The 22,074-nt window shown below is 73.0% G+C and carries 19 protein-coding genes; 6 read left to right on the top strand and 13 right to left on the bottom strand.

The genetic code is table 11. The features are described from left to right. Positions 1–122: 122 nt before the first annotated feature. Positions 123–2,243, bottom strand: coding sequence for an N-acetylmuramoyl-L-alanine amidase (locus K7472_RS11905; RefSeq protein WP_308013875.1), 2,121 nt, complete (start codon positions 2,241–2,243; stop codon positions 123–125). A gap of 209 nt (positions 2,244–2,452) precedes the next feature. Between K7472_RS11905 and K7472_RS11900 the strand changes: the two genes are divergently transcribed. The 3 genes from K7472_RS11900 (at position 2,453) to K7472_RS11890 (ending at position 7,244) form a co-directional block, all read left to right on the top strand. Next, positions 2,453–3,922: an aldehyde dehydrogenase family protein gene (locus K7472_RS11900; RefSeq protein ID WP_222977005.1), complete on the top strand. Its 1,470-nt coding sequence runs from the start codon at positions 2,453–2,455 to the stop codon at positions 3,920–3,922. A gap of 141 nt (positions 3,923–4,063) precedes the next feature. After that, a complete protein-coding gene (locus K7472_RS11895; RefSeq protein ID WP_222977004.1) occupies positions 4,064–5,638 on the top strand; it encodes an APC family permease in 1,575 nt (524 codons plus the stop codon). A gap of 52 nt (positions 5,639–5,690) precedes the next feature. Beyond that, a complete protein-coding gene (locus K7472_RS11890) occupies positions 5,691–7,244 on the top strand; it encodes a GMC family oxidoreductase (RefSeq protein ID WP_222977003.1) in 1,554 nt (517 codons plus the stop codon). Positions 7,245–7,348: 104 nt separating this feature from the next. Here K7472_RS11890 and glpK read toward each other — a convergent pair whose 3' ends face one another. Continuing rightward, on the bottom strand, positions 7,349–8,866 hold the full coding sequence (gene glpK, locus K7472_RS11885; protein WP_222977002.1) for a glycerol kinase GlpK: 1,518 nt from the start codon (positions 8,864–8,866) through the stop codon (positions 7,349–7,351). Positions 8,867–9,030: 164 nt separating this feature from the next. Beyond that, positions 9,031–9,336 carry a 4a-hydroxytetrahydrobiopterin dehydratase gene (locus tag K7472_RS11880; protein WP_222977000.1) on the bottom strand — a complete coding sequence of 102 codons (306 nt, stop codon included), beginning with the start codon at positions 9,334–9,336 and terminating at the stop codon, positions 9,031–9,033. Between the two features lie 161 nt (positions 9,337–9,497). On the opposite strand from K7472_RS11880, the gene K7472_RS11875 reads away from it, so the two are divergent. After that, positions 9,498–10,085, top strand: a complete 588-nt coding sequence (locus K7472_RS11875) for a flavodoxin family protein (RefSeq protein WP_222976998.1) — start codon at positions 9,498–9,500, stop codon at positions 10,083–10,085. 76 nt (positions 10,086–10,161) lie between these two features. Here the strand turns inward: K7472_RS11875 and K7472_RS11870 are convergent, their stop codons facing one another. Continuing rightward, positions 10,162–10,485: a DUF6479 family protein gene (locus K7472_RS11870; RefSeq protein WP_222976997.1), complete on the bottom strand. Its 324-nt coding sequence runs from the start codon at positions 10,483–10,485 to the stop codon at positions 10,162–10,164. Positions 10,486–10,671: 186 nt separating this feature from the next. On the opposite strand from K7472_RS11870, the gene K7472_RS11865 reads away from it, so the two are divergent. After that, positions 10,672–11,259 carry a hemerythrin domain-containing protein gene (locus K7472_RS11865; protein ID WP_222976995.1) on the top strand — a complete coding sequence of 196 codons (588 nt, stop codon included), beginning with the start codon at positions 10,672–10,674 and terminating at the stop codon, positions 11,257–11,259. A gap of 99 nt (positions 11,260–11,358) precedes the next feature. Here K7472_RS11865 and K7472_RS11860 read toward each other — a convergent pair whose 3' ends face one another. The 5 genes from K7472_RS11860 to K7472_RS11840 form a co-directional block, all read right to left on the bottom strand. Beyond that, complete coding sequence (locus tag K7472_RS11860) at positions 11,359–12,153, bottom strand: hypothetical protein (protein ID WP_222976993.1); 795 nt, start codon at positions 12,151–12,153, stop codon at positions 11,359–11,361. Further along, the gene (locus K7472_RS11855) at positions 12,153–13,430 is read right to left on the bottom strand and encodes a VWA domain-containing protein (protein ID WP_222976991.1); all 1,278 of its coding nucleotides are present in this window, start codon (positions 13,428–13,430) and stop codon (positions 12,153–12,155) included. The genes K7472_RS11860 and K7472_RS11855 overlap by 1 nt, the downstream gene beginning before the upstream one ends. A gap of 106 nt (positions 13,431–13,536) precedes the next feature. After that, entirely contained in the window at positions 13,537–16,326 is a 2,790-nt protein-coding gene (locus tag K7472_RS11850) for a SpoIIE family protein phosphatase (RefSeq protein ID WP_222976989.1), read from the bottom strand. 153 nt (positions 16,327–16,479) lie between these two features. Beyond that, positions 16,480–17,268, bottom strand: a complete 789-nt coding sequence (locus K7472_RS11845; protein ID WP_222976987.1) for a GNAT family N-acetyltransferase — start codon at positions 17,266–17,268, stop codon at positions 16,480–16,482. Between the two features lie 130 nt (positions 17,269–17,398). Further along, the gene (locus tag K7472_RS11840; RefSeq protein WP_222976985.1) at positions 17,399–17,785 is read right to left on the bottom strand and encodes a RidA family protein; all 387 of its coding nucleotides are present in this window, start codon (positions 17,783–17,785) and stop codon (positions 17,399–17,401) included. Between the two features lie 87 nt (positions 17,786–17,872). On the opposite strand from K7472_RS11840, the gene K7472_RS11835 reads away from it, so the two are divergent. Continuing rightward, positions 17,873–18,415 (top strand): MarR family winged helix-turn-helix transcriptional regulator, encoded by a 543-nt coding sequence (locus K7472_RS11835; RefSeq protein WP_222976983.1) that lies wholly within the window; start codon positions 17,873–17,875, stop codon positions 18,413–18,415. Between the two features lie 68 nt (positions 18,416–18,483). On the opposite strand, the gene K7472_RS11830 is transcribed toward K7472_RS11835, so the two are convergent. The 4 genes from K7472_RS11830 to K7472_RS11815 form a co-directional block, all read right to left on the bottom strand. Beyond that, positions 18,484–20,373, bottom strand: coding sequence for a chloride channel protein (locus K7472_RS11830; RefSeq protein ID WP_252395470.1), 1,890 nt, complete (start codon positions 20,371–20,373; stop codon positions 18,484–18,486). A 157-nt stretch (positions 20,374–20,530) separates the two neighbouring features. Further along, a complete protein-coding gene (locus K7472_RS11825) occupies positions 20,531–20,905 on the bottom strand; it encodes a hypothetical protein (RefSeq protein ID WP_222977199.1) in 375 nt (124 codons plus the stop codon). Positions 20,906–21,002: 97 nt separating this feature from the next. Then, positions 21,003–21,449, bottom strand: a complete 447-nt coding sequence (locus K7472_RS11820) for a roadblock/LC7 domain-containing protein (protein WP_308013874.1) — start codon at positions 21,447–21,449, stop codon at positions 21,003–21,005. A gap of 5 nt (positions 21,450–21,454) precedes the next feature. Next, the gene (locus K7472_RS11815) at positions 21,455–21,850 is read right to left on the bottom strand and encodes a hypothetical protein (RefSeq protein ID WP_222976979.1); all 396 of its coding nucleotides are present in this window, start codon (positions 21,848–21,850) and stop codon (positions 21,455–21,457) included. Between the last annotated feature and the right edge of the window lie 224 nt (positions 21,851–22,074).

Below are 22,074 nucleotides of genomic sequence, written 5' to 3'. Positions count from 1 at the left end.
TCACCGGGCGGTCACAAAGGTGAAGACATGGTTCTGGCATATGCCATGAGAATGCGCGGATGCTACGAACACGCGTGCGGGTGGCGCGGCATCCCGGATGCCGCGCCACCCGCACGCCTTCTTCAGCGCCGACGCACCGTCACGTCGGCCGCGTTCAGCAGGGCGAGCCGATGGTCGTACTGCACGGTGTAGTAGCACTCCGAGCCGTTCACGACGGTGTCGGGCGGGCTGGTGAAGAAGTCGTCCGATCGCGAGGGCACCGGCGAGGCCACGTAGGCCTGTCCGGCCGGCACCGCGTACATGCTCAACGGCGCCTGGGTGGACGGCTTGAGGCCTTCCGGGTACTCGGACGGCTGCGGATAGGCCTCGCCGTAGACCGGCGCGGGCGCCGACGACGTCTTCGGGGTCACCAGGACGGCATCGGGTGCCGGTGTGGTGTCCTCGCCGCGCGGGTTGTCGAACCACAGCTCGGCGCCGCTGTACCAGATCGCCGTCCAGTCGCCCTGCCGGGCGGCCACCACGAACTGCTGGCCCTCGGTGACCGTGTCACCCCAGTCGTCGATGTGGTCGGTGCCGGCCGCGGCGCCCGGGTGCAGCGCGGGGTCGGCGTACAGCGGCGCGGTCGGGCTGGGCGCGGTGCGCAGGTACAGGAAGTCCGACGGCTGGGTCTGCGAGGTGCACGGCGGCTCGGCGGCCTGATGCTTGCCGCCCTTCGTCGGGTGCGTGCCGCTGGTGGGCTGTTTCCGGCCGCCCTTCGGAGGCGTGCTCGGGGTGGGCCGGTCCTTGCCGCCCTTCGGCCGGACCTCGCCGGTGGGCTGGCCGCAGACCTCGACGGTCTGGAAGTTGTGCGCGAAGTCGGGGGTGATGGTGACGGCGGTGCCGACCGGACCGACGCCCGAGCCGCCCTCGGGAACGGGCACGCCCAGCAGTCGCATGAAGTGCGTCCAGTCCCAGTACGGGCCCGGGTCCCAGTGCATCCCGGCGACGCCCGCGGACTGCGGTCCCGGCACGTTCTCGTGGCCGATGACGTGCTGCCGGTCCAGCGGGATGCCGTAGCGGGCGGCGAGGTACTTCACCAGTTCGGCGGTGGCGCGGTACTGCGCCTCGGTGTACCAGGTGGCGCCGGAGGCGGCGAAGCCCTCGTGCTCGATGCCGACCGAGTGCATGTTGAACCAGTAGTTCCCCGCGTGGAACGCGAGGTCGGCGTCCGGCACCATCTGCGTGACCGCGCCGTCCGATGAGCGCATCACGTAGTTGGCGGCGACCCCGCCCGCCGGGTCCTGGAAGGCGGCGATGGCCTGCTCATAGGTGCTCTCGGTGTCGTGGATGACGATGTAGCGGATGGCCAGCCCGTCCTTCGGGCGGTTCGCCTGCTGGTAGCCCTCGGGGGCGGCCGGGACGACCGAGCAGTGCATGGCGGCCGGGCAGTCCGCCGCCGTGTCCTTCGGCGCGGTGGCGCGCAGCCCGGGGACGTCGCGCCGGTGCGGCACGAGCCGGGGCTCGGCGGTCAGCCGCACCCGCTGGCCGTCCTGCGTGGTGCGCTGCGCGCCGGAGGCCATCACCGCGTAGACCGCGTCGGCGAAGTCGCGCGCGCCCTGCTCGTCGCCCGCCTGGCTGTAGCGCGCCACGGCGCCGTACCAGTCGGCCGGATCGGCCGGGGCGGAGCCGGTCAGCGCCTTCTGGTACGAGGCGAGCAGCGCGGCGCCGCCGCGGATGTTGGCCGCCGTGCCGTCGCGCAGGGCGGCCGGGGTCGCGTGGACCAGCCGGGCGGCGGCGTCCAGGGTGTGCAGGGCCGGGGCGGAGACCATGGCGGCGGTGTCCGCGCGTCCGGCGGCGCCCGCGCCGGAGCCGGTGACCATGGCGGCGGTGGCGTCGGTGAGGTCCATCGGGCCGTACCCCGCGCCGGTGTTGTACTGGCCCGCGTGGCCGTCCCAGCGGGACTCCTGGTACGAGACGGCGAGCAGCACCGGCAGCGGTACGTGGAACGCGCGGCTCGCCGCGGCGAAGTCACCCTGAAGGGCGGAGGAGCCGCCGATGCCTGCGGGGTGCGCGGGGTGCGCGGGCGCGGCGTGGGCGGTGGCCGGGCCCGCGATCAGGCCGCCGCCGACCAGCGCGAGGCCGGCGAGGGCGGCCAGGACGGCGCGGCGGGCGGCGGGTCCGGCGTGGGCGGCGGGTCCGGCGTGGGCGGCGGGTCCGGCGCGGCGCGGGGTGGAGGGACCCGGTCGGTGAGAGGCGATGCGCACGTGTACCCCCTGCTTGCGGTCGATTCGGTCGGCTGATCGGTCGTCAGGTGGGGCTCGGACGCGCCCGGCTCGTCGGTTCCGCGCGCGCCGGACGACGGATCGTGTTACGTGTTGTACATCACAAAAGGCGTGACGTGGACCTATCCGGGCAGGTGCTGGCGCGCCGGTGCCGACTCCGGGGCCGGATGCTCGCTCGACGGAGGTACGACATGCCCGATCTGTTCATCGGCGGCGAGTGGACCGCCGCCCTGGACGGGCGGACCCGAAAGATCCACTGCCCCGCCGACGGCACCCTGGTCGCCGAGGTGGACGAGGCGGGTCCGAAGGACGCCGCGGCGGCTGTCGCGGCGGCCCGGGAGGCGTTCGACCACGGGCCGTGGCCGCGGGCCACCCCCGCCGAGCGCGCGGCCCTGCTGCTGCGGGTGGCCGACCTGCTGGTGCGCGACAAGGACGCGCTGGCCCGCGCGGAGTCGCTGGACACCGGCAAGCGACTGGTGGAGTCCGAGTACGACATGGACGACATCGCCAACTGCTTCCGCTACTTCGGCAACCTGGTGGGTGCCGGTGGCGCGGAACGCGTGGTGGAGACCGGCGACGCGGCGATCGACAGCCGGGTGGTCCACGAGCCGGTCGGCGTGTGCACGCTGATCACCCCGTGGAACTACCCGTTGCTCCAGACGGCGTGGAAGGTCGCCCCGGCGATCGGCGCGGGCAACGCCTTCGTCCTCAAGCCCAGCGAGCTGACCCCGCACACCGCGATCATGCTGATGCGGCTGCTGAAGGAGGCGGGCCTGCCGGACGGCGTGGCCAACCTGGTACTGGGCACCGGCGCGGAGGCCGGAGCGCCGCTGACCGAGGACCCCCGGGTGGACATGGTGTCGTTCACCGGCGGGCTCGCGACCGGGCGACGCATCATGGCCGCCGCCGCGCCCACGGTGAAGAAGATCGCCCTGGAACTGGGCGGCAAGAACCCCAACATCGTCTTCGCCGACGCGGACTTCGACACCGCGATCGACTACGCCCTGATGGCGGTCTTCCTGCACTCCGGGCAGGTCTGCTCGGCCGGCGCACGGCTGCTGGTGGAGGACTCGCTGCACGACCGCTTCGTCGACGAGGTGGTGGCGCGCGCCTCCCGGATCCGGATGGGCGGCCCGTTCGACCCGCAGGCCAGGACCGGTCCGCTGATCTCGGCGGCGCACCGCGAGAAGGTCGAGGCCTACGTGGCGGCCGGGGTCGCCGAGGGCGCGGTGCTGCGGCTGGGCGGCGCCCGCCCGGACGACCCGGCGCTCGCGGACGGCTTCTACTACCCGCCGACCGTGTTGGACGAGTGCACCGCCGGGATGTCGGTGGTGGCGCAGGAGTCGTTCGGGCCGGTGCTGACCGTGGAGCGCTTCCAGGACGAGCAGGAGGCGGTGGCGCTGGCCAACGCCACCGAGTACGGCCTGGCGGGCGCGGTGTGGACCACCGACGAGGGGCGGGCCCGGCGCGTGGCGGCGGCGCTGCGGGCGGGCACCGTGTGGATCAACGACTTCCACCCGTACGTGCCGCAGGCCGAGTGGGGCGGGATGAAGCAGTCCGGCGTGGGCCGCGAACTGGGCCCCTCGGGCCTGCACGAGTACACCGAGGCCAAGCACGTGTGGCGCAACACCGGCCCGCAGCCGCAGCGCTGGTTCGAATGAGACGCCGCGCCTCACCGGCACCGGCCCGAGCCCGCTCCCCGCGAGCGGGCTCGTCGCCTGCGTGATCCGCCCCGGCCGTCCAGCGGCCGCCGCACCCCGCACCACCCCGCACCACCCCGCACCACCCCAGGAGAAACGTTTATGCCGTCCCAACCTCCGACCGACCCGGAGCCCGGCGCCACCGACGCGTCCGACGACGACGCGCTCACCGAGCTGGGCTACAAGCCGGAGCTGAAGCGCACCCTGGGCAACTTCCACACCTTCGCCGCGGGCATCAGCTACATCTCGATCCTCACCGGCACCTTCCAGCTCTTCTACTTCGGCGTCAGCTTCGGCGGGCCGGCCTACTGGTGGTCGTGGCCGATGGTGTTCATCGGCCAGCTGATGGTGGCGCTGTGCTTCTGCGAGCTGGCCGCCCGCTACCCGGTGGCCGGTTCGGTCTACAACTGGTCCAAGCGGATGGGCGGACCGCACGTCGGCTGGCTGGCGGGCTGGATGATGACGGTGGCGACCATGGTGTCGCTGGCCGCGGTCGCGCTCGCGTACCAGCTGACGCTGCCGCAGATCTCCAGCGTCTTCCAGATCGTCGGCAACGGCACCGGCAAGTACGACGCGGCCGCCAACGCCGTGCTGCTGGGCACGATCCTGATCGTCTTCACCACCCTGGTCAACGCGTTCGGCGTCAAGCTCATGGCGACCATCAACTCCGGCGGTGTGTTCATCGAACTGGTCGCCGCCGTCGTGCTGGTCGTCCTGCTCGCCGCCCACATCACCCGCGGTCCCAGCGCGATCGTGCAGACCCACGGGCTCGGCAGCGGCCAGAGCCTCGGCTACCTGGGCGCGTTCCTGACCGCGTCGCTGGCGTCCGCGTACGTGATGTACGGCTTCGACACCGCCTCGTCGCTGGGCGAGGAGTCCAAGGACCCGGCGCGCAACGCCCCGCGGGCCATCCTGCGCGCGCTGGTCGCCTCGTTCGTCCTGGGCGGACTGATCCTGCTGTTCGCCCTGCTGGCCACGCCGAACCTCAGCTCCCCTCAGCTCGCCGCGCACGGGTTGCAGTACGTGGTGAAGGCGACGCTCGGCTCGACCATGGGCCAGGTGATCCTGTGGTGCGTGGTCATCGCCATCACGGTGTGCGCGCTGTCGGTGCAGACCGCGGGGTTGCGGCTGGCGTTCGCCATGGCACGCGACAACAACCTGCCCGGCGGCACCCATCTGGCCCGCGTCAGCCCCCGGTTCAAGACGCCGGTGCTGGCGACCTGCCTGATCGGCCTGGTGGCGATCGCCATCCTGGTGGTCAACATCAAGCAGCCGCAGATCTTCTCGGTCGTCACCAGCATCGCCATCGTCATGATCTACGTGGCCTACCTGCTGGTCACGCTGCCGATGCTGGTGCAGCGGCTGCGCGGCGGCTGGACCCCGGCGCCGGGGCGCTTCTCGCTGGGCCGCTTCGGGCTGCCGGTCAACGTGCTGGCGGTGCTGTGGGGCACCGCGATGACGGTGAACCTGCTGTGGCCGAGGGCGTCCGTCTACAACGCCACCGGCCCGCAGCACTGGTACCTGCGCTGGGGCGGCGTGCTGTTCGTGGGCATCGTCGCCGCCGGGGGCTTCGCCTACTACTGGTTCGTGCAGCGCAAGCACACCGGTGTCCTGGCCGAACACGCCCTGGGCGACGGCCCGTTCGGCGAACCCGACGCGGCGCACGGCGCGCCCTGACCCACCCCGCGATCCGTGGGACGACGACCGACTGCTACAGGAGGAAAGTGACGTGGAGGAGTTCGACTACGTGGTGGTCGGCGGAGGCACGGCGGGCAACGTGGTGGCCGCGCGGCTGAGCGAGGACCCGGGCGTGACCGTCTGCGTGCTGGAGGCCGGGCCCAGCGACGTGGGCGACGACAACGTGCTGCGGCTGGACCGCTGGTTGGGCCTGCTGGAGTCCGGATACGACTGGGACTACCCGGTCGAGCCGCAGGCGAGCGGCAACAGCTTCATGCGGCACGCCCGCGCCCGGGTGCTGGGCGGCTGCTCGTCGCACAACTCGTGCATCGCGTTCTGGGCGCCGCGCGAGGACCTCGACGGCTGGGCGGCGGAAGGCTGTACGGGGTGGGGCGCGGACGAGACGTACCCGCTCTACCAGCGTCTGGAGACCAACGACGCGCCCGGTGACCACCACGGCCGCTCGGGCCCGGTGAAACTGCGCACCATCGAGCCCAAGGACCCGTGCGGCGCGGCGCTGCTGGAGGCGTGCGAGCAGCAGGGCATTCCCACGACCGCGTTCAACACCGGCCGCACGGTGGTCAACGGCGCGGGCTGGTTCCAGATCAACTCCGACGAGAACAACATCCGGCAGTCGTCCTCGGTCGCCTACCTCCATCCGATCCTGGGCAAGCGGCCCAACCTGGAGGTGCGCACCGGGCTGCGCGCCCGGCGGCTGCTGATCGACGAGGAGCGGCGCTGCACCGGCGTGGAGTACCTGGACCCGGACCTGGTACACACCCGGTCGGTACGGGCCCGTCGCGAGGTGATCGTCTCCTGCGGCGCGATCGACACCCCGAAGCTGCTGATGCTCTCCGGCATCGGCCCGGCCGACCACCTGCGGGAGGTCGGCGTGGACGTCGTGCTGGACGCGCCCGGGGTCGGGCAGAATCTCCAGGACCACCCGGAGGGCGTCATCATGTGGGACGCCAAGCGGCCGATGGTGACCAGCTCCAACCAGTGGTGGGAGATCGGCCTGTTCACCACGACCCGCCCGGGCCTCGACCGGCCCGACCTGATGTTCCACTACGGCTCGATGCCGTTCGACATGAACACCTACCGGCGCGGCTATCCGACGAGCGAGAACGCGTTCTGCCTGACCCCCAACGTCACGCACGCGCGCTCGCGCGGCACGGTGCGGCTGCGCACCCGCGACTTCCGCGACAAGCCCCGGGTCGACCCGCGGTACTTCACCGACGAGGAGGACATGCGGGTCATGACGTACGGGCTGCGGCTGGCACGCCAGATCGCGGCGCGGCCGGCGCTCGCGGAGTGGGCCGGGGCGGAGCTGGCGCCCGGCCCGGACGTGACGACCGACGACGAGCTGCGGGACTACATCGTCACGACGCACAACACCGTCTACCACCCGGCGTGCACCGTGAAGATGGGCCCGGACAGCGACCCGAACGCCCCGCTCGACCCCCGCCTGCGGGTGCGCGGCGTGCGCGGCCTGCGCGTCGCGGACGGCTCGGCCATGCCGGAACTGGTCACCGTCAACCCGTGCATCACCACGATGATGATCGGCGAGAAGTGCGCCGACATGATCAAGGAGGACGCCCGGGCCTGACCCGGCGCTCCACATCCCGGAGAAGTGGCGGGGCGACGGTCTCCCGAACGACGGGGGCGGGGCGGCGATCGCCGCCCCGCCACCGTCGTTCGGGAGACCGTCGTTCAGGAGACGTCCACCCAGTCCAGGGTGCGCTGGACGGCCTTCTTCCAGCCCGCGTAGCCCTCTTCGCGTTGCTCCTCGGTCCACTGCGGTTCCCAGCGCCTGGACTCGTGCCAGTGCTCGGCCAGTTCCTCCTTGGTGCGCCAGAAGCCCACCGCGAGGCCGGCCGCGTAGGCGGCGCCGAGTGCGGTGGTCTCGGCGACGACCGGGCGGCTGACGGGGACGCCGAGGATGTCGGCCTGGGTCTGCATGCACAGGTCGTTGGCGGTGACGCCGCCGTCGACACGCAGCACGTCGAGGTGGACACCGGAGTCCTGTGCCATCGCCTCGACGACGTCGCGGGTCTGGTAGCAGATGGACTCCAACGTGGCGCGCGCCAGGTGGCCGTTGGTGTGATAGCGGGCCAGGCCGACGATGGCGCCGCGCGCGTCGGAGCGCCAGTACGGCGCGAACAGGCCGGAGAACGCGGGGACGAAGTAGATGCCGCCGCTGTCGTCCACGGTACGGGCGAGCGTCTCGCTCTCGGCGGCGTCCCGGATGGTGCGCATCTGGTCGCGCAGCCACTGCACGGCCGAGCCGGTGACCGCGATCGATCCTTCGAGCGCGTAGACGGCCGGTTCGTCACCGAAGCGGTAGCAGACGGTGGTGATCAGGCCCTGCTCCGAACGCACCGGCTCCGTCGCGGTGTTGAGCAGCAGGAAGTTGCCGGTGCCGTAGGTGTTCTTCGCCTGGCCGCGCGCGAAGCAGACCTGGCCCACGGTGGCGGCCTGCTGGTCGCCGAGCACACCGGTGATGGGAACCGGGGTGTTGAGCGGGCGGCTGGTACGGGAGGTGCCGAACGCGTCGGGGTGGGACGAGGAGTTGATCTTCGGCAGCATGGCGCGCGGGATGCCGAACAGGCCGAGGAGTTCGTCGTCCCAGTCGAGGGTCTCCAGGTCCATCAGCATGGTGCGGCTGGCGTTGGTGACGTCGGTGGCGTGGATGCCGCCGTTGGGGCCGCCGGTGAGGTTCCACAGCACCCACGAGTCCGTGGTGCCGAACAGCGCGTTGCCGTCCTCGGCGGCCTTGCGCAGGCCGTCGACGTTCTCCAGCATCCACTGGAGCTTGCCGCCGGAGAAGTAGGTGGCGGGCGGCAGGCCCGCGCGACGCCGGATCAGGTCGCCGTGCCCGGCCCGCTCCAGAGCGGAGACGATGCGGTCGGTGCGGGTGTCCTGCCACACGATGGCGTTGTGGTACGGCTGCCCGGTGCGCGGATCCCACACCACCGTGGTCTCGCGCTGGTTGGTGATGCCGATGGCGGCCAGGTCGGAGGCGGAGATGCCGGCGGAGCGCACCGCGTTCTGGATGGCGACGTTGGTGCGTTCCCAGATCTCCACCGGATCGTGCTCCACCCATCCCGGGCGCGGCAGGATCTGGTCGTGTTCGAGTTGGTGCTTGGCCACCTCGTTGCCATCGTGGTCGAAGATCATGAAGCGACTGCTGGTGGTGCCTTGGTCCACCGCGCCGACGAAGTCCGCCATGGCTCGCTGCCTCCCTGGGGGCGAGAGGCGGGCGACGGTGCGCCGCCCGTCTGCCTTGCAACGGCTCACCCCGCCGCCCGGCGGCCTGGTATGTCACCCACGACGGAGCCACCACCATCATCGTCCGGGCCACCGGGGTTGGCCACCCGGCCGGGGACCAGGCGTCAGTCGTGGCCCCTGGCCAGGGTGCCCGCGGCGGTCTCGATGCGCTGCGCCAGTTCCACGTCGGCGTCGGACAGCCCGCCCTCGCTGCTCAGGGTGAAGTGCAGGGTCCGGCCCCGGATGTCGATGTCGGGGTGGTGGTCGAGCTTCTGCGCCTCGACCACGATCTTCTGCACGATGTGGACCGCCGTGGGGAAGTCGTAGGCGTCGATGGTGCGGCGCAGCGTGCCGCCCTCGCGCCGCCAGTCCACGAGGTCGTAGTGGGACATCCTCTTGTCGACCTCATCGTCGTCGAGCAGCCTGGTCACGTTGCCACCTGCCAATCGCAGTCCGCCGCGCTCCGCAGCTTTTCGCAGTCATTGTCCGCCGCGCGCGGTCTTCGCGCGCGGGGTGGCGGGCACCCGGGTGAGCGTCCTGACCGGGCCCCGACCCCTCGTGATGTCCATGGTTTCCCGGGTACCCGCCGGGCATGCGTGCCGTCGTCATCAACTGCACCCTCAAGGCGACGCCCCAGGTCTCGGCCACCGAGGCGCTGGCCGACGTGGTCGCCGACTGCTTGCGCGAACGCGACGTCGAGGTGTCGGCGTTCCGGGCGGCCGACCTCAGCCTGCCGCCGGGCACGGCCACCGACATGGGCGGCAGCGACGCCTGGCCCGGGGTGCACGACCTGCTGACCGGCGCCCGCGTCCTCGTGGTGGCGTCGCCGGCCCGTCTGGGTCGTGCCTCGTCGCTGGCCTGGCGGGTGCTGGAGCGCATGTCGGCGATGCGCGCCGAGACCGGCGAGGACGGCCGCCCGGTGGCGTACGACAAGGTCGCGGGGGTCGTGGCCACCGGTCAGGAGGACGGCGTCCGGCACGTCGTGAGCGGGATCGGCGGCGCGCTGGCCGACATCGGGTACACGATCCCGGGCCACGCCTGGGTGCACGCGCCCGGTGACCCCCGTGCGGCGTCCAGGGACCGGCCCAGGGCGCACCGGGCCGCCGCGACGATGGCGGCCAACCTCGTCACCACCGCACGGGCGCTGGAGGCCGATCCACTGGAGCGACCGTCTTCGTGAGGCGGGGGCGATCCCGGGGGCGCGACGGCGACCGCGACCGCCCTCAGCGGTCGCGGTCGCCGTCGCGGAGCCCGGCTCAGGCGTGGTCGCGGAACTCGTGCGGGCGGCGCCGGTGGCCGCGGGACACCTCGGGCGGCGGCTGCGGCGGGTCCTGCGGTCCGTGCGGCAGGGAGTCCTGGTGCCCGGGGCCGTGGTCCGGCGGCGTCTGCTCGCCGTACTCCTGCCTGGTGTGCCAGGCGCCTGCCCTGAGCTGGGGTTCCTTCGGCACCGGGGGCTCGCGGCGGCGCAGACCCAGCACCACCGCTCCGATGAGGATGATGACCGCGAGAATCCCGAAGACCAGCATCGGCCAGATGCCGTCCAGGTCCTGCGTGGCGAGGTTCACGCTGAGTGCCTTCATGCCGAGCGTTTACCCGGCCCGGTGCGGATGATTCGGACATCCCCCGGGCGGCTCAGCGGGCGGGCCTCCGACCGGTTTGCGGGGGCCCGTCACGGGTCAGACGGTAGTACGGACAGGCGCGTGCGGGGCGCCGCGCTCGGCTCGGCGGCGGTCCGACACCGCCGATGACGGAAGGCTTGGGGTGTCATGAACCACGCGACCGAAGACCGCGCACCGGCCGACCGGCTTCCGGACGACGACGTGATCGCGATCCTGCTGGAGCAGCACGCACGGGTGCGGGACCTGTTCGGCGCCGTGCTGGGCGCCGAGGACGAGACGGACAAGCGGCGGCTCTTCCACGAGCTGCGCGCGACGCTCGCGGTGCACGAGGCGGGCGAGGAGATGGTGTTGCGTCGCGCCTCCTGCAAGTACGTGGGATCCGACGTGACGGAGGCCCGCAACGAGGAGGAGGAACACATCACCAGGGCGCTGGCGGACCTGGAGGTGTTCGACGTCTCCCGGCTGGAGTTCGACCCGGCGCTGCGGCGGCTGGAGCAGATGGTGACGCACCACAACACGATGGAGGAACGCGAGGAGTTCCCCCAGGTGCTCGAAGGGTGCTCGCCGGAGCAACGGCGTCACATGGGGCACCGGCTGCGGACGGTGGAGAAGTTCGCGCCGACCCGCCCGCACCCCGGGGTGGTCGGCTCGGCCAGTTCCCAGTGGATGATCGGCCCGTTCGCGTCGCTGCTGGACCGGGTGAAGGACGCGATGGAGGGCGTCGGCCACCGGTGACCCGAGAGGGATCACCGGCAGCGGGCACCGGCGGACCTGGAGGCCGCCGGTGCCCGCGCGTGCGTGACGGGGCACCGGGACCGCGTCACCACGACGCCGCTACACCTCGCGCGGTATCCCCCGCGGCCTGCCGCGGCCCCGGGTGAGCGCGTAGCCGCCGATCCCGGCCAGGGCGGCGAGGGCGGCGCCGCCCGCGCTCCACAGCCAGCGGGCCGACCACCAGGTCGACGACCAGCCGCCGGACGGCACCACGGAGGCCGACTCCCGCGGCACCAGCGGGGTCACCGACCCGTCGGCCGCGGCCGAGCCGCCCGCGTCGGACGCGGTGGCCTCGACGGCCGCCTGGACGGGCAGGCCCAGGTCGGTCTGGGCGATGTCGGTCGCGGTGAGCCGGAGGTAGTACGCGCCGCGCAGCGGGTCGTTCGACCAGGTGTCGGCGTACGACGTCACGGTGCGCAGGGTGCACGACAGCTCGACGCTGGTGGCGCCGGGGTCGGCCTGCCGGGAGGCCATGCCGTAGCGGCAGGGCTGGTGGCGGCGCAGCCCGTCGTAGACGTCGATCTGCCAGGTGGACGCGGCGTGGGTGACCGAGGTCGAGGGGAAGGTGACGGTGGCCTTGACGGTGATGTCCTGGCCGGTGTCGCCGGGGAAGGCCCAGTACAGGTAGTCGCCGGTGGAGGCGTCGGCGGTGGCGCGTTCGCCCTGCTGGACGGCGGTGGCGGTACGGAAGTCGGTCCCGGCCTCGGTGGGCGGTCCGGCGCTCGCGCTCGCGGACGGGCTCGGGCTCGGGCTGTCGTCGGCGAGCGCCGGGGCGGCCGGGGCCAGGCCGAACAGCGCCGCCGTCAGCAGCGCGGCACCGGTCCTGGCGATCGGGGTCAGTCGTGCGGCACGCATCAGTTGGTCCTCCAGATCGCGACGCGCCAGCGGGAGAGCCAGCCCCACAGGACGCCGGCCACGAATCCGGTCAGGGTGAGCAGGCCGAGCAGCCACCAGCCGTCGCCCAGCCCGAAGGAGGCGACGTCGGAGGCCCGGTGCGGGGAGGCGACCAGGCCGATGGACAGCTCGACGGGCAGGCCCGGGGTGGTCTTGACGGACGGCGGGGCGGCGAAGGAGTTGCCGACCTCGACGCACACCGTCTCGGCGGGCGCCGGGTCGTCGCCGGAGCCGGAGCCGGCCTTCGGCTTGGGGTAGCGCAGCCCGGCGGAGATCATGTCGGTGCGGCCGCTGCCGGCTTCCGCGTCGCGGACGATCTCCCGCCCGTGCGTGGTGACCGCCCGCAGCAGCACCCCGTAGTCGGGGTCGACCGCCCGGTCGTCGGAGACGCTCACCGCGGCGCGCAGTTCCTGGCCGGGGTCGACGTCGACCTTGTACCAGCGGTTCTCGGAGAACGTCTCGCGGTCGCTGTAGAGGCCGGGCCGCACGGTGGGCGCGTCGGCGCAGTCGGGACCGCCCTGCACCGGCACCGGGTTGACCGTGGTGTCGGTGTCCCGTTGCACCAACTGCTGCACCCGGTTGGTCAGTTGCTGGCGGTGCTGCACGGTGGTGTACGTGCCGCCGGTCGCCTCGGCGATGCAGCTGAGCTGGTCGCGGGTGGTGGCGTCGGGGATCAGGCCGAGGGTGTCGATGGTCATGCCGACGCCCTGCGCCGCGATCTGCCGGGCGATCTCGCAGGGGTTGGTGGGCCCGCAGGTGTCCTCGCCGTCGGTGATCAGGACGATGCGGTGGCTGCCGGTGCCGCCCTTGAGGTCCTTGGCGGCGGCCAGCAGGGCGGGGCCGATGGGGGTCCAGCCGGTCGGGTTGAGCGTGGCGACCGCGGCCTTGGCCTGGTCCCGGTCGAGCGGGCCGACCGGGTAGAGCTGGGCGGTGTCGCGGCAGCCGACCTGGCGGTCGTCGCCGGGGTAGTTGGCGCCGAGGGTGCGGATGCCGAGCTGGGTGTCGGCCGGCGTGGAGTCCAGCACCTCGTCGAACGCCTGCTTGGCCGCGGACATCCGCGACTGGCCGTCGATGTCCTTGGTGCTCATCGAACCGCTGACGTCCAGGACGAGTTCGACCTTGGGAGCCGCCTGGGGATCGGGTGCGTCGGCGGAGGCCGACGCGGGCAGCGCGCCGCAGGTCGCGACGGTGAGCAGGGCGGTGCCCAGCCAAGCCGCCAACCGCTTTCTTGTGATCATCGCCGGATGTTATTGAAGGTCCGGTGATCTGCCCAAATCCCGTCCGTGAAGCACCGGTTGGAGCCGGAGCGGCGGGCGTTCTTCGGAGGCGCCACGCGCCCGGCGGTCAGAACTCCCAGGAGGGTTCGAGCTGTTGCTCGGTCCAGATGACCTTGCCGTCCGGGGTGTAGCGCGTCCCCCAGCGTTCGGCGAACTGCGCGACGAGGAACAGTCCGCGCCCGCCCTCGTCGGTGCTCGCCGCGTACCGCAGGTGCGGGGCGGTACTGCTGGTGTCGGAGACCTCGCAGGTCAATCTGCGGTCGCGCAGCAGCCGCACCCGGATGGGCCCGGTGGCGTAGCGGATGGCGTTGGTGATCAGTTCGCTGAGGATCAGTTCGGTGGTGAACGCCAGGTCGCCCAGGCCCCATTCCTCCAGCTTGCGGGTGACGTCGGCGCGTACCGTGGCGACCGCGGCCGGGTCGGACGGCACCTCCCAGTCCGCGATCTGGTCGGGCCTGAGCACCCGGGTGCGGGCCACCAGCAGGGCGATGTCGTCGCGCTGGTGGGCGGGCAGCAGCGAGCCGAGCACGGCGGAGCAGGTCTCGTCGGGGGTGCGCTCCCCCTCGGCCAGCACCCCGCGCAGCCGTTCCAGGCCCACGTCGATGTCCTCGTCGCGCTCCTCGACCAGGCCGTCGGTGTAGAAGACCAGGCGGCTGCCCTCCTCCAGGAGGATCTCCGTGGTCTCGAACGGCAGCACGGCGAGGCCCAGGGGCGGCCCCGCGGGCACCTCGGCGAACTCCACCCGTCCGTCCGGGTGGACGACGGCGGGCGGCGGGTGGCCGGCCCGGGCGATGACGCAGCGCCTGCTCGCCGGGTCGTACGTGGCGTACAGGCAGGTGGCGCCGGTGATCGCCGACTCGTCCCCGGCGGCCGGGGTCTCCTGGTCGATGCGGTTGACCAATTCGTCCAGGTGGCCGAGGAGTTCGTCGGGCGGCACGTCGAGGGAGGAGAAGTTGTGCACCGCGGTGCGCAGCCGTCCCATGGTGGCCGCGGCGTGCAGCCCGTGGCCGACCACGTCGCCGACCACCAGCGCCACCCGTGAGCCGGGCAGCGGGATGACGTCGAACCAGTCGCCGCCGACCCCGGCCTGCGCGGGCAGGTAGCGGTAGGCGACCTCCAGGGCGTTCTGCTCGGGCAGGCCGCGCGGCAGCAGGCTGTGCTGGAGGGTGACCGCCATCGCGTGCTCGCGGGTGTAGCGGCGGGCGTTGTCGACGCACAACGCGGCGTGCGCCACCAGTTCCTCGGCCAGCGACCGGTCGTCGTCCTCGAACGGGTCGGGCTGCTCGCAACGCCAGAAGTTGGCCACCCCCAGCACCGCGCCGCGCGCCCGCAGCGGCACCGCGATCAGCGAGTGGATGCCGTAGTCGATGACGCGCCGGGTGCGTTCGACGTCCTGCGCCTGCCAGTCGGGGGCCGCGTCGAGCGACGGCTCCAGCTCTGCCCGCCCGGTCCTGAGGCTGTTGGCCTGCGGGGTGCTCGGGGCGAACGTGATGGTCTGGCCGACCGGGTAGAGCGGAGCGTCGTCGCGGATGCCGCCGGAGGCCACCCGGCGCAGCTGCATCGCCTCGCCCGGGGTGGGCTCCTCGCCCAGCAGGACGCCCTCGGCGAGGTCGACGGTGACGAAGTCGGCGAAGCTCGGGGTGGCCACCCGGGTCAGCTCCTCGGCGGTGCGGCGCACGTCCAGGGTGGTGCCGATGGCCCTGCTGGCGTCGTGCAGCAGCCGCAGCCGCCCGCGGGCCTGGTCCGCCTTGCCGCTGAGCGCCCGCAGCTCGGTGGAGTCGCGCAGGGTGGCCACGGTGCCGGGCGGGCCGCCGTCGCGGTCGGTGGAGCGGATGTTGGTGGCCAGCAGCCGGGGGCCGGCGCTGAAGACCTCGTCGGTGACGGCCGAGCCGGACCGCAGCAGCCGGGCCAGCTGCTCGGGCAGGCCCAGCTCGTCCAGCGGTCGGCCCTCCACGTCGGGCGGCAGGTCCAGCAGGCGGCGCGCCTCGTCGTTGGCGAGCAGCACCCTGCCGTCCTCGCCGACGATCAGGACGCCCTCGCGGACGGAGTGCAGCACCGCGTCGTGGTGTTCGTACATCCGGGTCATCTCGGCCGGGCCCAGGCCGTGGGTCTGGCGGCGCAGCCTGCGGCTGACCAGGGCGGTGCCCGCGGTGGACAGGCCGAGCGCCAGGATCGCGCCGCTGAGCAGGATGGGCAGCTGCCGGTCGGTGACGTTGCTGATCTTGCTGATGGTGATGCCCGCGGAGACCAGGCCGACGACCTTGCCCTTGGCGTCGAAGACGGGGACGACCGCCTGCACGAGGCGGCCGATGGTGCCGTTGATGGTCTGGGTGACGGGGTGACCGGCCAGCGGCTGGGAGATGTCGCCGACGAACTTCTTGCCGATCCTGTTGCGGATCGGGTGGGTGTAGCGAATGCCCTGGGTGTTGGTGACGACGACGAAGTCCACCCCGGTGGTGGCCCGCACCTCCTGGGCCTTCGGCTGGAGGATCGCGGTCGGGTCCTTGGCGGCGAGCGCGGCCACCATGCCCGGCGAGTTGGCGAAGGTCTGGGCGACGGCGAGCGAGCGGTTGCGGGCCTCCTGGGTGCTGTCGTGGTGCGACTGCGCGACGAGTTCGCCCACCGCGGCGGCGATGAGCAGCAGCACGATGACCACTTGGAGCACGAAGACCTGGCCGGCCAGGCTGCGGACACTCAGTCCCAGCCACCGGCGCCGCTCGGCGTCCGGCCGCTGGTCCCGGCGCTCGCGTGCGTCCTGGCTGCCGGCTCGACTCGGGTGATCAGGCCGACCCCGTGGGCGCCGATCAGTGGCACGGCGGGCCGACGGAGCCCAGGACCGGCCCCGGAAACGGGGCATACGCCATGTCTACACTGCCCGACCGCGACAGGCCAACGCAGGAGGTGGGAGGTCGCCGGGCCGGACCCCGTCCACTGTGCGTTCCCTGTGCGGCGGCCGGGGTCCGTACGGCGTCGTGCGGACGGGCCCGGCGGGCGGGGCCGTCCGGGTGACTCAGCCGACCCGCTCGCGGGGTCCCTCGGGCAGGCCGGACGCCGCGCCGGTGTCCCGTCCGGGCCGCGCGGGCGACGCGTCCCGCGCCCAGCTCACCGTCTCCGCGTCCGGCACCTGTGCCCCGCGGAACATCGTCGTGCGCCGCAGGCCGAATCCCAGCGTCTCGTACAGCCGGATCGCCCCGGTGTTCTCGGACGCGGCGTGCAGGAACGCCCGGTCCCCGCGCTCGCGCACGACCGCGGTCACGGCCCGGATCAGGCGGGCGGCCAGGCCCTGACCGCGGTACGCCGGGTCGGTGCACACGGCACTGATCTCCGTCCAGCCGGGCGGCCGCATCCGCTCCCCCGCCATCGCCACCAGCACGCCGCCGCGCCGGATGCCGAGGTACGTGCCGAGTCCGGCGGTGCGGGGCAGGAAGGGGCCCGGGCGGGTGCGCTCCACCAGGTCCAGCATCTCCGGCACGTCCGCGGGCCCGAGCAGGACCGCCTCCGGATCGGGCCCGGCGGCCACCCGCTCGTCGACGAGCTGCACGCACGGGGCGGCGAACGTCTCCGGCCAGTCCGGCGGCGTGGGGGTGTCCACCGCGGCCAGCACGACCGTCCCGCCCGCCCCGGCCAGCGCGGCGGCGTCCGCCCAGTCCGCCGCGTCCGGGTCGTCCGGCAGCGCGACGAACGGGCAGACGTCTGCCGGATACCGCAGCACCCTGCCGCGCCGCTCGGCGAGGTGCGCGTGCGGGCCGGTCAGGGCGGAGCGCGCCGGGTTGTCCAGCGGGTGCCGGGGGTCGGTCATCTGATACTCCAAGAACTGCGCGGTACGGGTGCGGTGGTGGCGGGGAATCCGGGTTTCTACACAGGGCAGCCGCGTGATGCAACAACGCGATGTCCGGGCCTGCGGGACGCTGCCTCGGCTCGCTCCAGGATCATGAGGTCACCGCGAGCGCGTCGATCTCGACCCGGAACGCGGGGTGGACCAGCCCGGCGACCCGTACCAGGGAGCAGGCCGGAAGCCGCTCGGGGTCGAGGAACTCGTCACGCGCGGCGCGGAACGCGGGCAGGTCCGCCAGGTCGGTCAGGAAGACCGTCAGCTTGATCACGTCGGCGAGCGACGCCCCCGCGGCGTCCAGTGCGGTGCGCAGGTTGACGAAGACCTGCCGGACCTGCGCCGCCGCGTCGTCCTCGCCGACCACCTGGCCGTCCGCGTCCATCGGCACCTGGCCGGAGACCGCGACGAGCGTGCCGGCCGCGGCCACGACGTGGCTGTAGCCGTTCACCGGGGGCATGCCGTCAGGACGGGTGACGTGCCGCATGCGTTCTCTCCTCACCTTCCCGGTGCCCGGGGCCCCTTGGCCTCCGGGTTCGCCGGGACGCGCGTTCGAAAGCGGTATAACAGCCTCATGGTGCGACAGGCGAATCGCGGTACCCCGGCGTCCCAGGAACCGCCGCCGGAACCGCTGGACGACGCGGCGGTGGAGGAGGTCGGCGAGGTCGTGATGGCGGCCTCGCGGCTCTTCGTGGCGATCTCCGCCCGTTCGCTGGCCGCGATCGACACGACGCTGACCCTGCCCCAGCTGCGGACGCTCGTCGTCCTGGACGGAGAGGGCCCGGTCAAGCTGGCCGCGCTCGCCGCCGCGCTGGACGTCAACCCGTCGACGGCGATGCGCATGGTGGACAAGCTGGCTGCCCACGCCCTGGTGGACCGCCAGGTCAATCCGGGCAACCGCCGTGAGGTCGTGCTGCGCCTGACGCCCGAGGGCGCCGGACTGGTGGAACGGGTGATGGACCACCGGCGCCGGGAGATCCGCGCGATCGTCTCCCGTCTGCCCGCCGACCAGCGCACCGGTCTGATCCGCTCCCTGCGGGCGCTGGCGGGGGCGGCCGACGAGGCGCTGATGGGCCCGGAGCCGGGACCGGCGGAGCGGACGGCCCGGAGCATCTGAGGCGAGCGCACCGTCGGTCCCGGCTGCGGGCCGCGAACGCCGGGGTCCGGCGGTGGGCCCGGGCCCTGTCAGACGTCGGCGGCCTCGCGGCGGGCCGGTTCCGGCGCGGGGCGGGCACCGGAGCCGTCGACGACGGTGGACCGGCCGGAGCCCTGCCGGGGCAGCAGACGCTGGCGGTGGACCTCCTCGGTCAGGTCGTGCCGCCGCGCGTACAGCAGGTGCCGCAGCGCGACCGTGCCGACGACCCGACCGCCGGGGCCGTGGCCGACGACCGGGGCCTCGGTGACACCGTGCTCGGCGAAGAGGTACGCGGCGCGCCGCAGGGTGTCGTCGGGGCGCAGCACGACCGTGGCCGGGCGGCTCACCTCCCGCACGGTCGTCGCCGGGCCCGTAACGGACGCCTTCGCGGAGGCGTCGAGCAGCCTGCGGCGGGTGACGACGGCGAGCGGCGCGTCCTCGTCGCCGAGGTCCACCGGGAAGAGCCGCCGCCCGTCGCGTCCCGCGTCGCCGCAACGCAGGGTGGCCGTGAGCGCGGTGTCCAGGCTGTCGTCGGCGTGCAGCACGGTGTCGTCGCGGTCCATGACCTCCTCGACGAAGAAGGTCTCCAGCGGGTCGGTGGAGTACTCGCGGGTCAGGTGCAGTCCGCGCCGGGCGATCTTCTCGGTGAGCACCGACCGCTTGAGCAGCAGCGCGGAGAGGGCGTACGCGGCCGTCGAGGAGACCAGCAGGGGCAGCGCGGCCCCCCAGGCGTGCGTCAGCTCCAGGGTGAAGATCACACCGGTCAGCGGCGAGCGCATCACGCCGCCGACCACCGCGGCGAGCCCCGTCATCGCCCAGAAGCCGGGGATGACGTGGGGGAAGACCAGTCCCTCGGCGGCGCCCACCGCGCCGCCGATCATGAAGACCGGCGCCAGTACGCCGCCGGAGGTGCCGGAGCCCAGCGACAGCGCCCAGATCAGCGTCTTGACGACCAGGATGCCGATGATCAGGGAGACGGTCGCCCGCCCGGTCAGCAGCTGGTCGATGACGTCGTAGCCGACGCCGAGCGCCCTGGGTTCGACCAGACCGCCCAGGCCGATGATCGCGCCGCCGATCGCGGGCCACCACATCCAGTGGAACGGGAGCCGGGCGAAGCCGTCCTCGGCGCGGTAGACCAGCCAGGTCGCCGCGACGGCCAGCGCGCCGCCGAGCACCCCGGCCACCACGCACAACGCGGTGTCGCCCGCCGTCACCTTCAGCCCGGCCGTGGCGACCGGGAAGATCGGGGCGGTGCCCAGCAGGAAACCGCGGCAGACCGTGCTGACCGCCACCGCGCCGACGACCGGTACGAAGCTGCGCGGCCGCCATTCGAACAGCAGCAGCTCCACGGCGAGCAGCACTGCCGCGATCGGGGAGTTGAAGGTGGCGGCCATGCCTGCGGCGGCGCCCGAGACCAGCAGGGTCTTGCGTTCGTCGGCGGACAGCCGCATGTGCTGCGCGAGGATGGAGCCGATGGCGCCGCCGGTCATGATGATCGGTCCCTCGGCGCCGAAGGGGCCGCCGGTGCCGATGCTGATGGCGGCGGAGACCGGCTTGAGGAAGGCCACCCGGGGCGCGACCCGGCTGCCGCCGGTCAGGATGGCCTCGATCGCCTCGGGCATGCCGTGGCCACGGATCTTCTCCGAGCCGTAGCGCGCCATCAGGCCGATGACCAGGCCCCCGGCGACGGGCGCGCCGAGCACCAGCCACCAGGGGTGGTGCGCCCGGCCGGGGGCCACCAGCGAGGTGGCGAAGCGCTGGTAGAAGACGAAGTTGGTGACCAGCCCGATCAGCCGCAGCAGAGCCAGGGCCGCCACGGCACCGGCGCCGCCGACCAGCAGCGCCCAGCCGGTGATCAACAGCATCCTCGGCCGCACGGTGAAGTCGCCCAGGTGGGCCGCGCGGTGCCGGGTCGTGGGGTCCACGGGTATTGCATCCATGATGCAAGTATTGCAGAGGGCAATATTTAATCCAGTGGGCGTCCACCTGGCGGGACGTCCGCCGGTCCGGGGTGCCGACCCCCGAAGCGCGTCTCCCGGCGCCGAGGTGCGCCGGGAGACACAGAGGCACGCCGGAGGACACGGCGATGACGCCGCGTCAGATCTCCAGGTCGCCCTCGATGGACCGCAGTTGGTGGCGCGCCATGGCGAGGTTGGCCCGCGTCTTGTCCAGCGCCAGGTAGAGGAAGAGCCCCTTGCTGCCGCGCGCCTTCATCAGCCGGATCAGGTGGTACTGGGTGTCGAGGCTGATCAGGATGTCCTCGATCTCGTCCTTGAGGCCCAGCATCTCCATGGTGCGCACCTTGGCGCGCACCACGTCGGTGTTCCCGGCCGCGGCGACGGTCAGGTCCAGGTCCTTGCCGCCGCCCACCGTGCCGAGCGCCATGCCGCTCGTGTAGTCGACCAGCGCGACCCCGAGGGATCCCTCGATGCCGGTCATCGCTTCCTTCAGGGCTGCCTCGACGTTGGCCATGTCGTTCACGGGTCCTTTCTGGCACACGTCACCGCCGCGCGGCGGTGGACGGTGCGGGGTGATGGGATTGATGAGCGAGGGAGAGAACGCGTACCGACTACCGCTGCCGGTACGGGAGTCGGAGGGGCGCGGGGGTGTCCCGTGTGGCGACGTCGACCAGCCGTCCGATGCGGCCGCTCGCCGCCCGCGACTCCAGGTGCAGCCGCCCGACGTTGATGCGGGCCTGCGCCAGCACCGTCAGGACGGCCGCCGAGCCCGCCCGGTAGCAGGCGACGTAGCCGTCCTCGCCGTGCACCAGCAGTTCGCGCAGGGCGCCGTGGCCCGCGTCGTCGGACATCCGCACGGCGACGCCCATGGCCGCGGCGGTCAGCGCCGCGGTGCCGTCGGCGTCACCGGTGGCGAGGTCGCGGGCCAGCACCAGGCCGTCGGAGGCGGCCACCACGGACCCGGTCAGCGACGGGACCCGGGCCCGCAGCCTGCGCAGCTCCTCCCCCAGCGCCGCCTCGACCACCGGCAGCCCGCGTTCCGGCCGTGCGCGCAGCACGCGTCTCACACCAGCACCAGCCGTTCGGCCAGCGACCGCATGCGCAGGCGGGCCAGCGCGAGGTTGCCCTCGTCGCGGTCCAGCCACAGGTAGGCCACGACGCAGGTGTCCAGTGGCGATTCGACGAACCGCAGCAGGTGGTAGCCGTTGGTGGTGGTGACCACCACGTCCTCCACCGCGACGTCGGCGTCCGCGCCCGCCGCGGCCGGGGCGGTGAACACGTGGTGTTCGCCGGCCAGCCGGGCGAGTTCAGCCGTCTCGACCGCGGTGATCTCGTGGTCGCCGCCCGGCGACTCGCCCACCGCGCCGATGGGCAGACCACTGATCCAGTCCACCAGCGCGGCACCGCGCGCCCCCGGCAGCAGCATCGCCTCCAGCAGGCACTCGTCGATTCCGGGCACACGTCTCCCTCCGTGTTTGGCACACCTGACCGGGCGGGGCCCGGTGGTGCCGAGTGACGAAGAGGTTACGCAACGTGCCGTCGCAGGAGGGCAGTTCGCCGGATTCCGGGTGCGGGGCGGGCGCGGGTGGCTATGCTCTTGGCCTTTTGCCCGGGCATATGCACCGAGGCGCCGCGCGGGCGGTGCGGCCACCGTACGACCTGGGGCGCGGCCTCCATCGGCCG

The sequence above is a fragment of the Streptantibioticus parmotrematis genome, assembly GCF_019890615.1.
GTDB classification, from domain to species: domain Bacteria; phylum Actinomycetota; class Actinomycetes; order Streptomycetales; family Streptomycetaceae; genus Streptantibioticus_D; species Streptantibioticus_D parmotrematis.
Note: the sequence above shows the minus strand (reverse complement) of the source record. Positions and strands in the feature narration are given on the sequence as shown.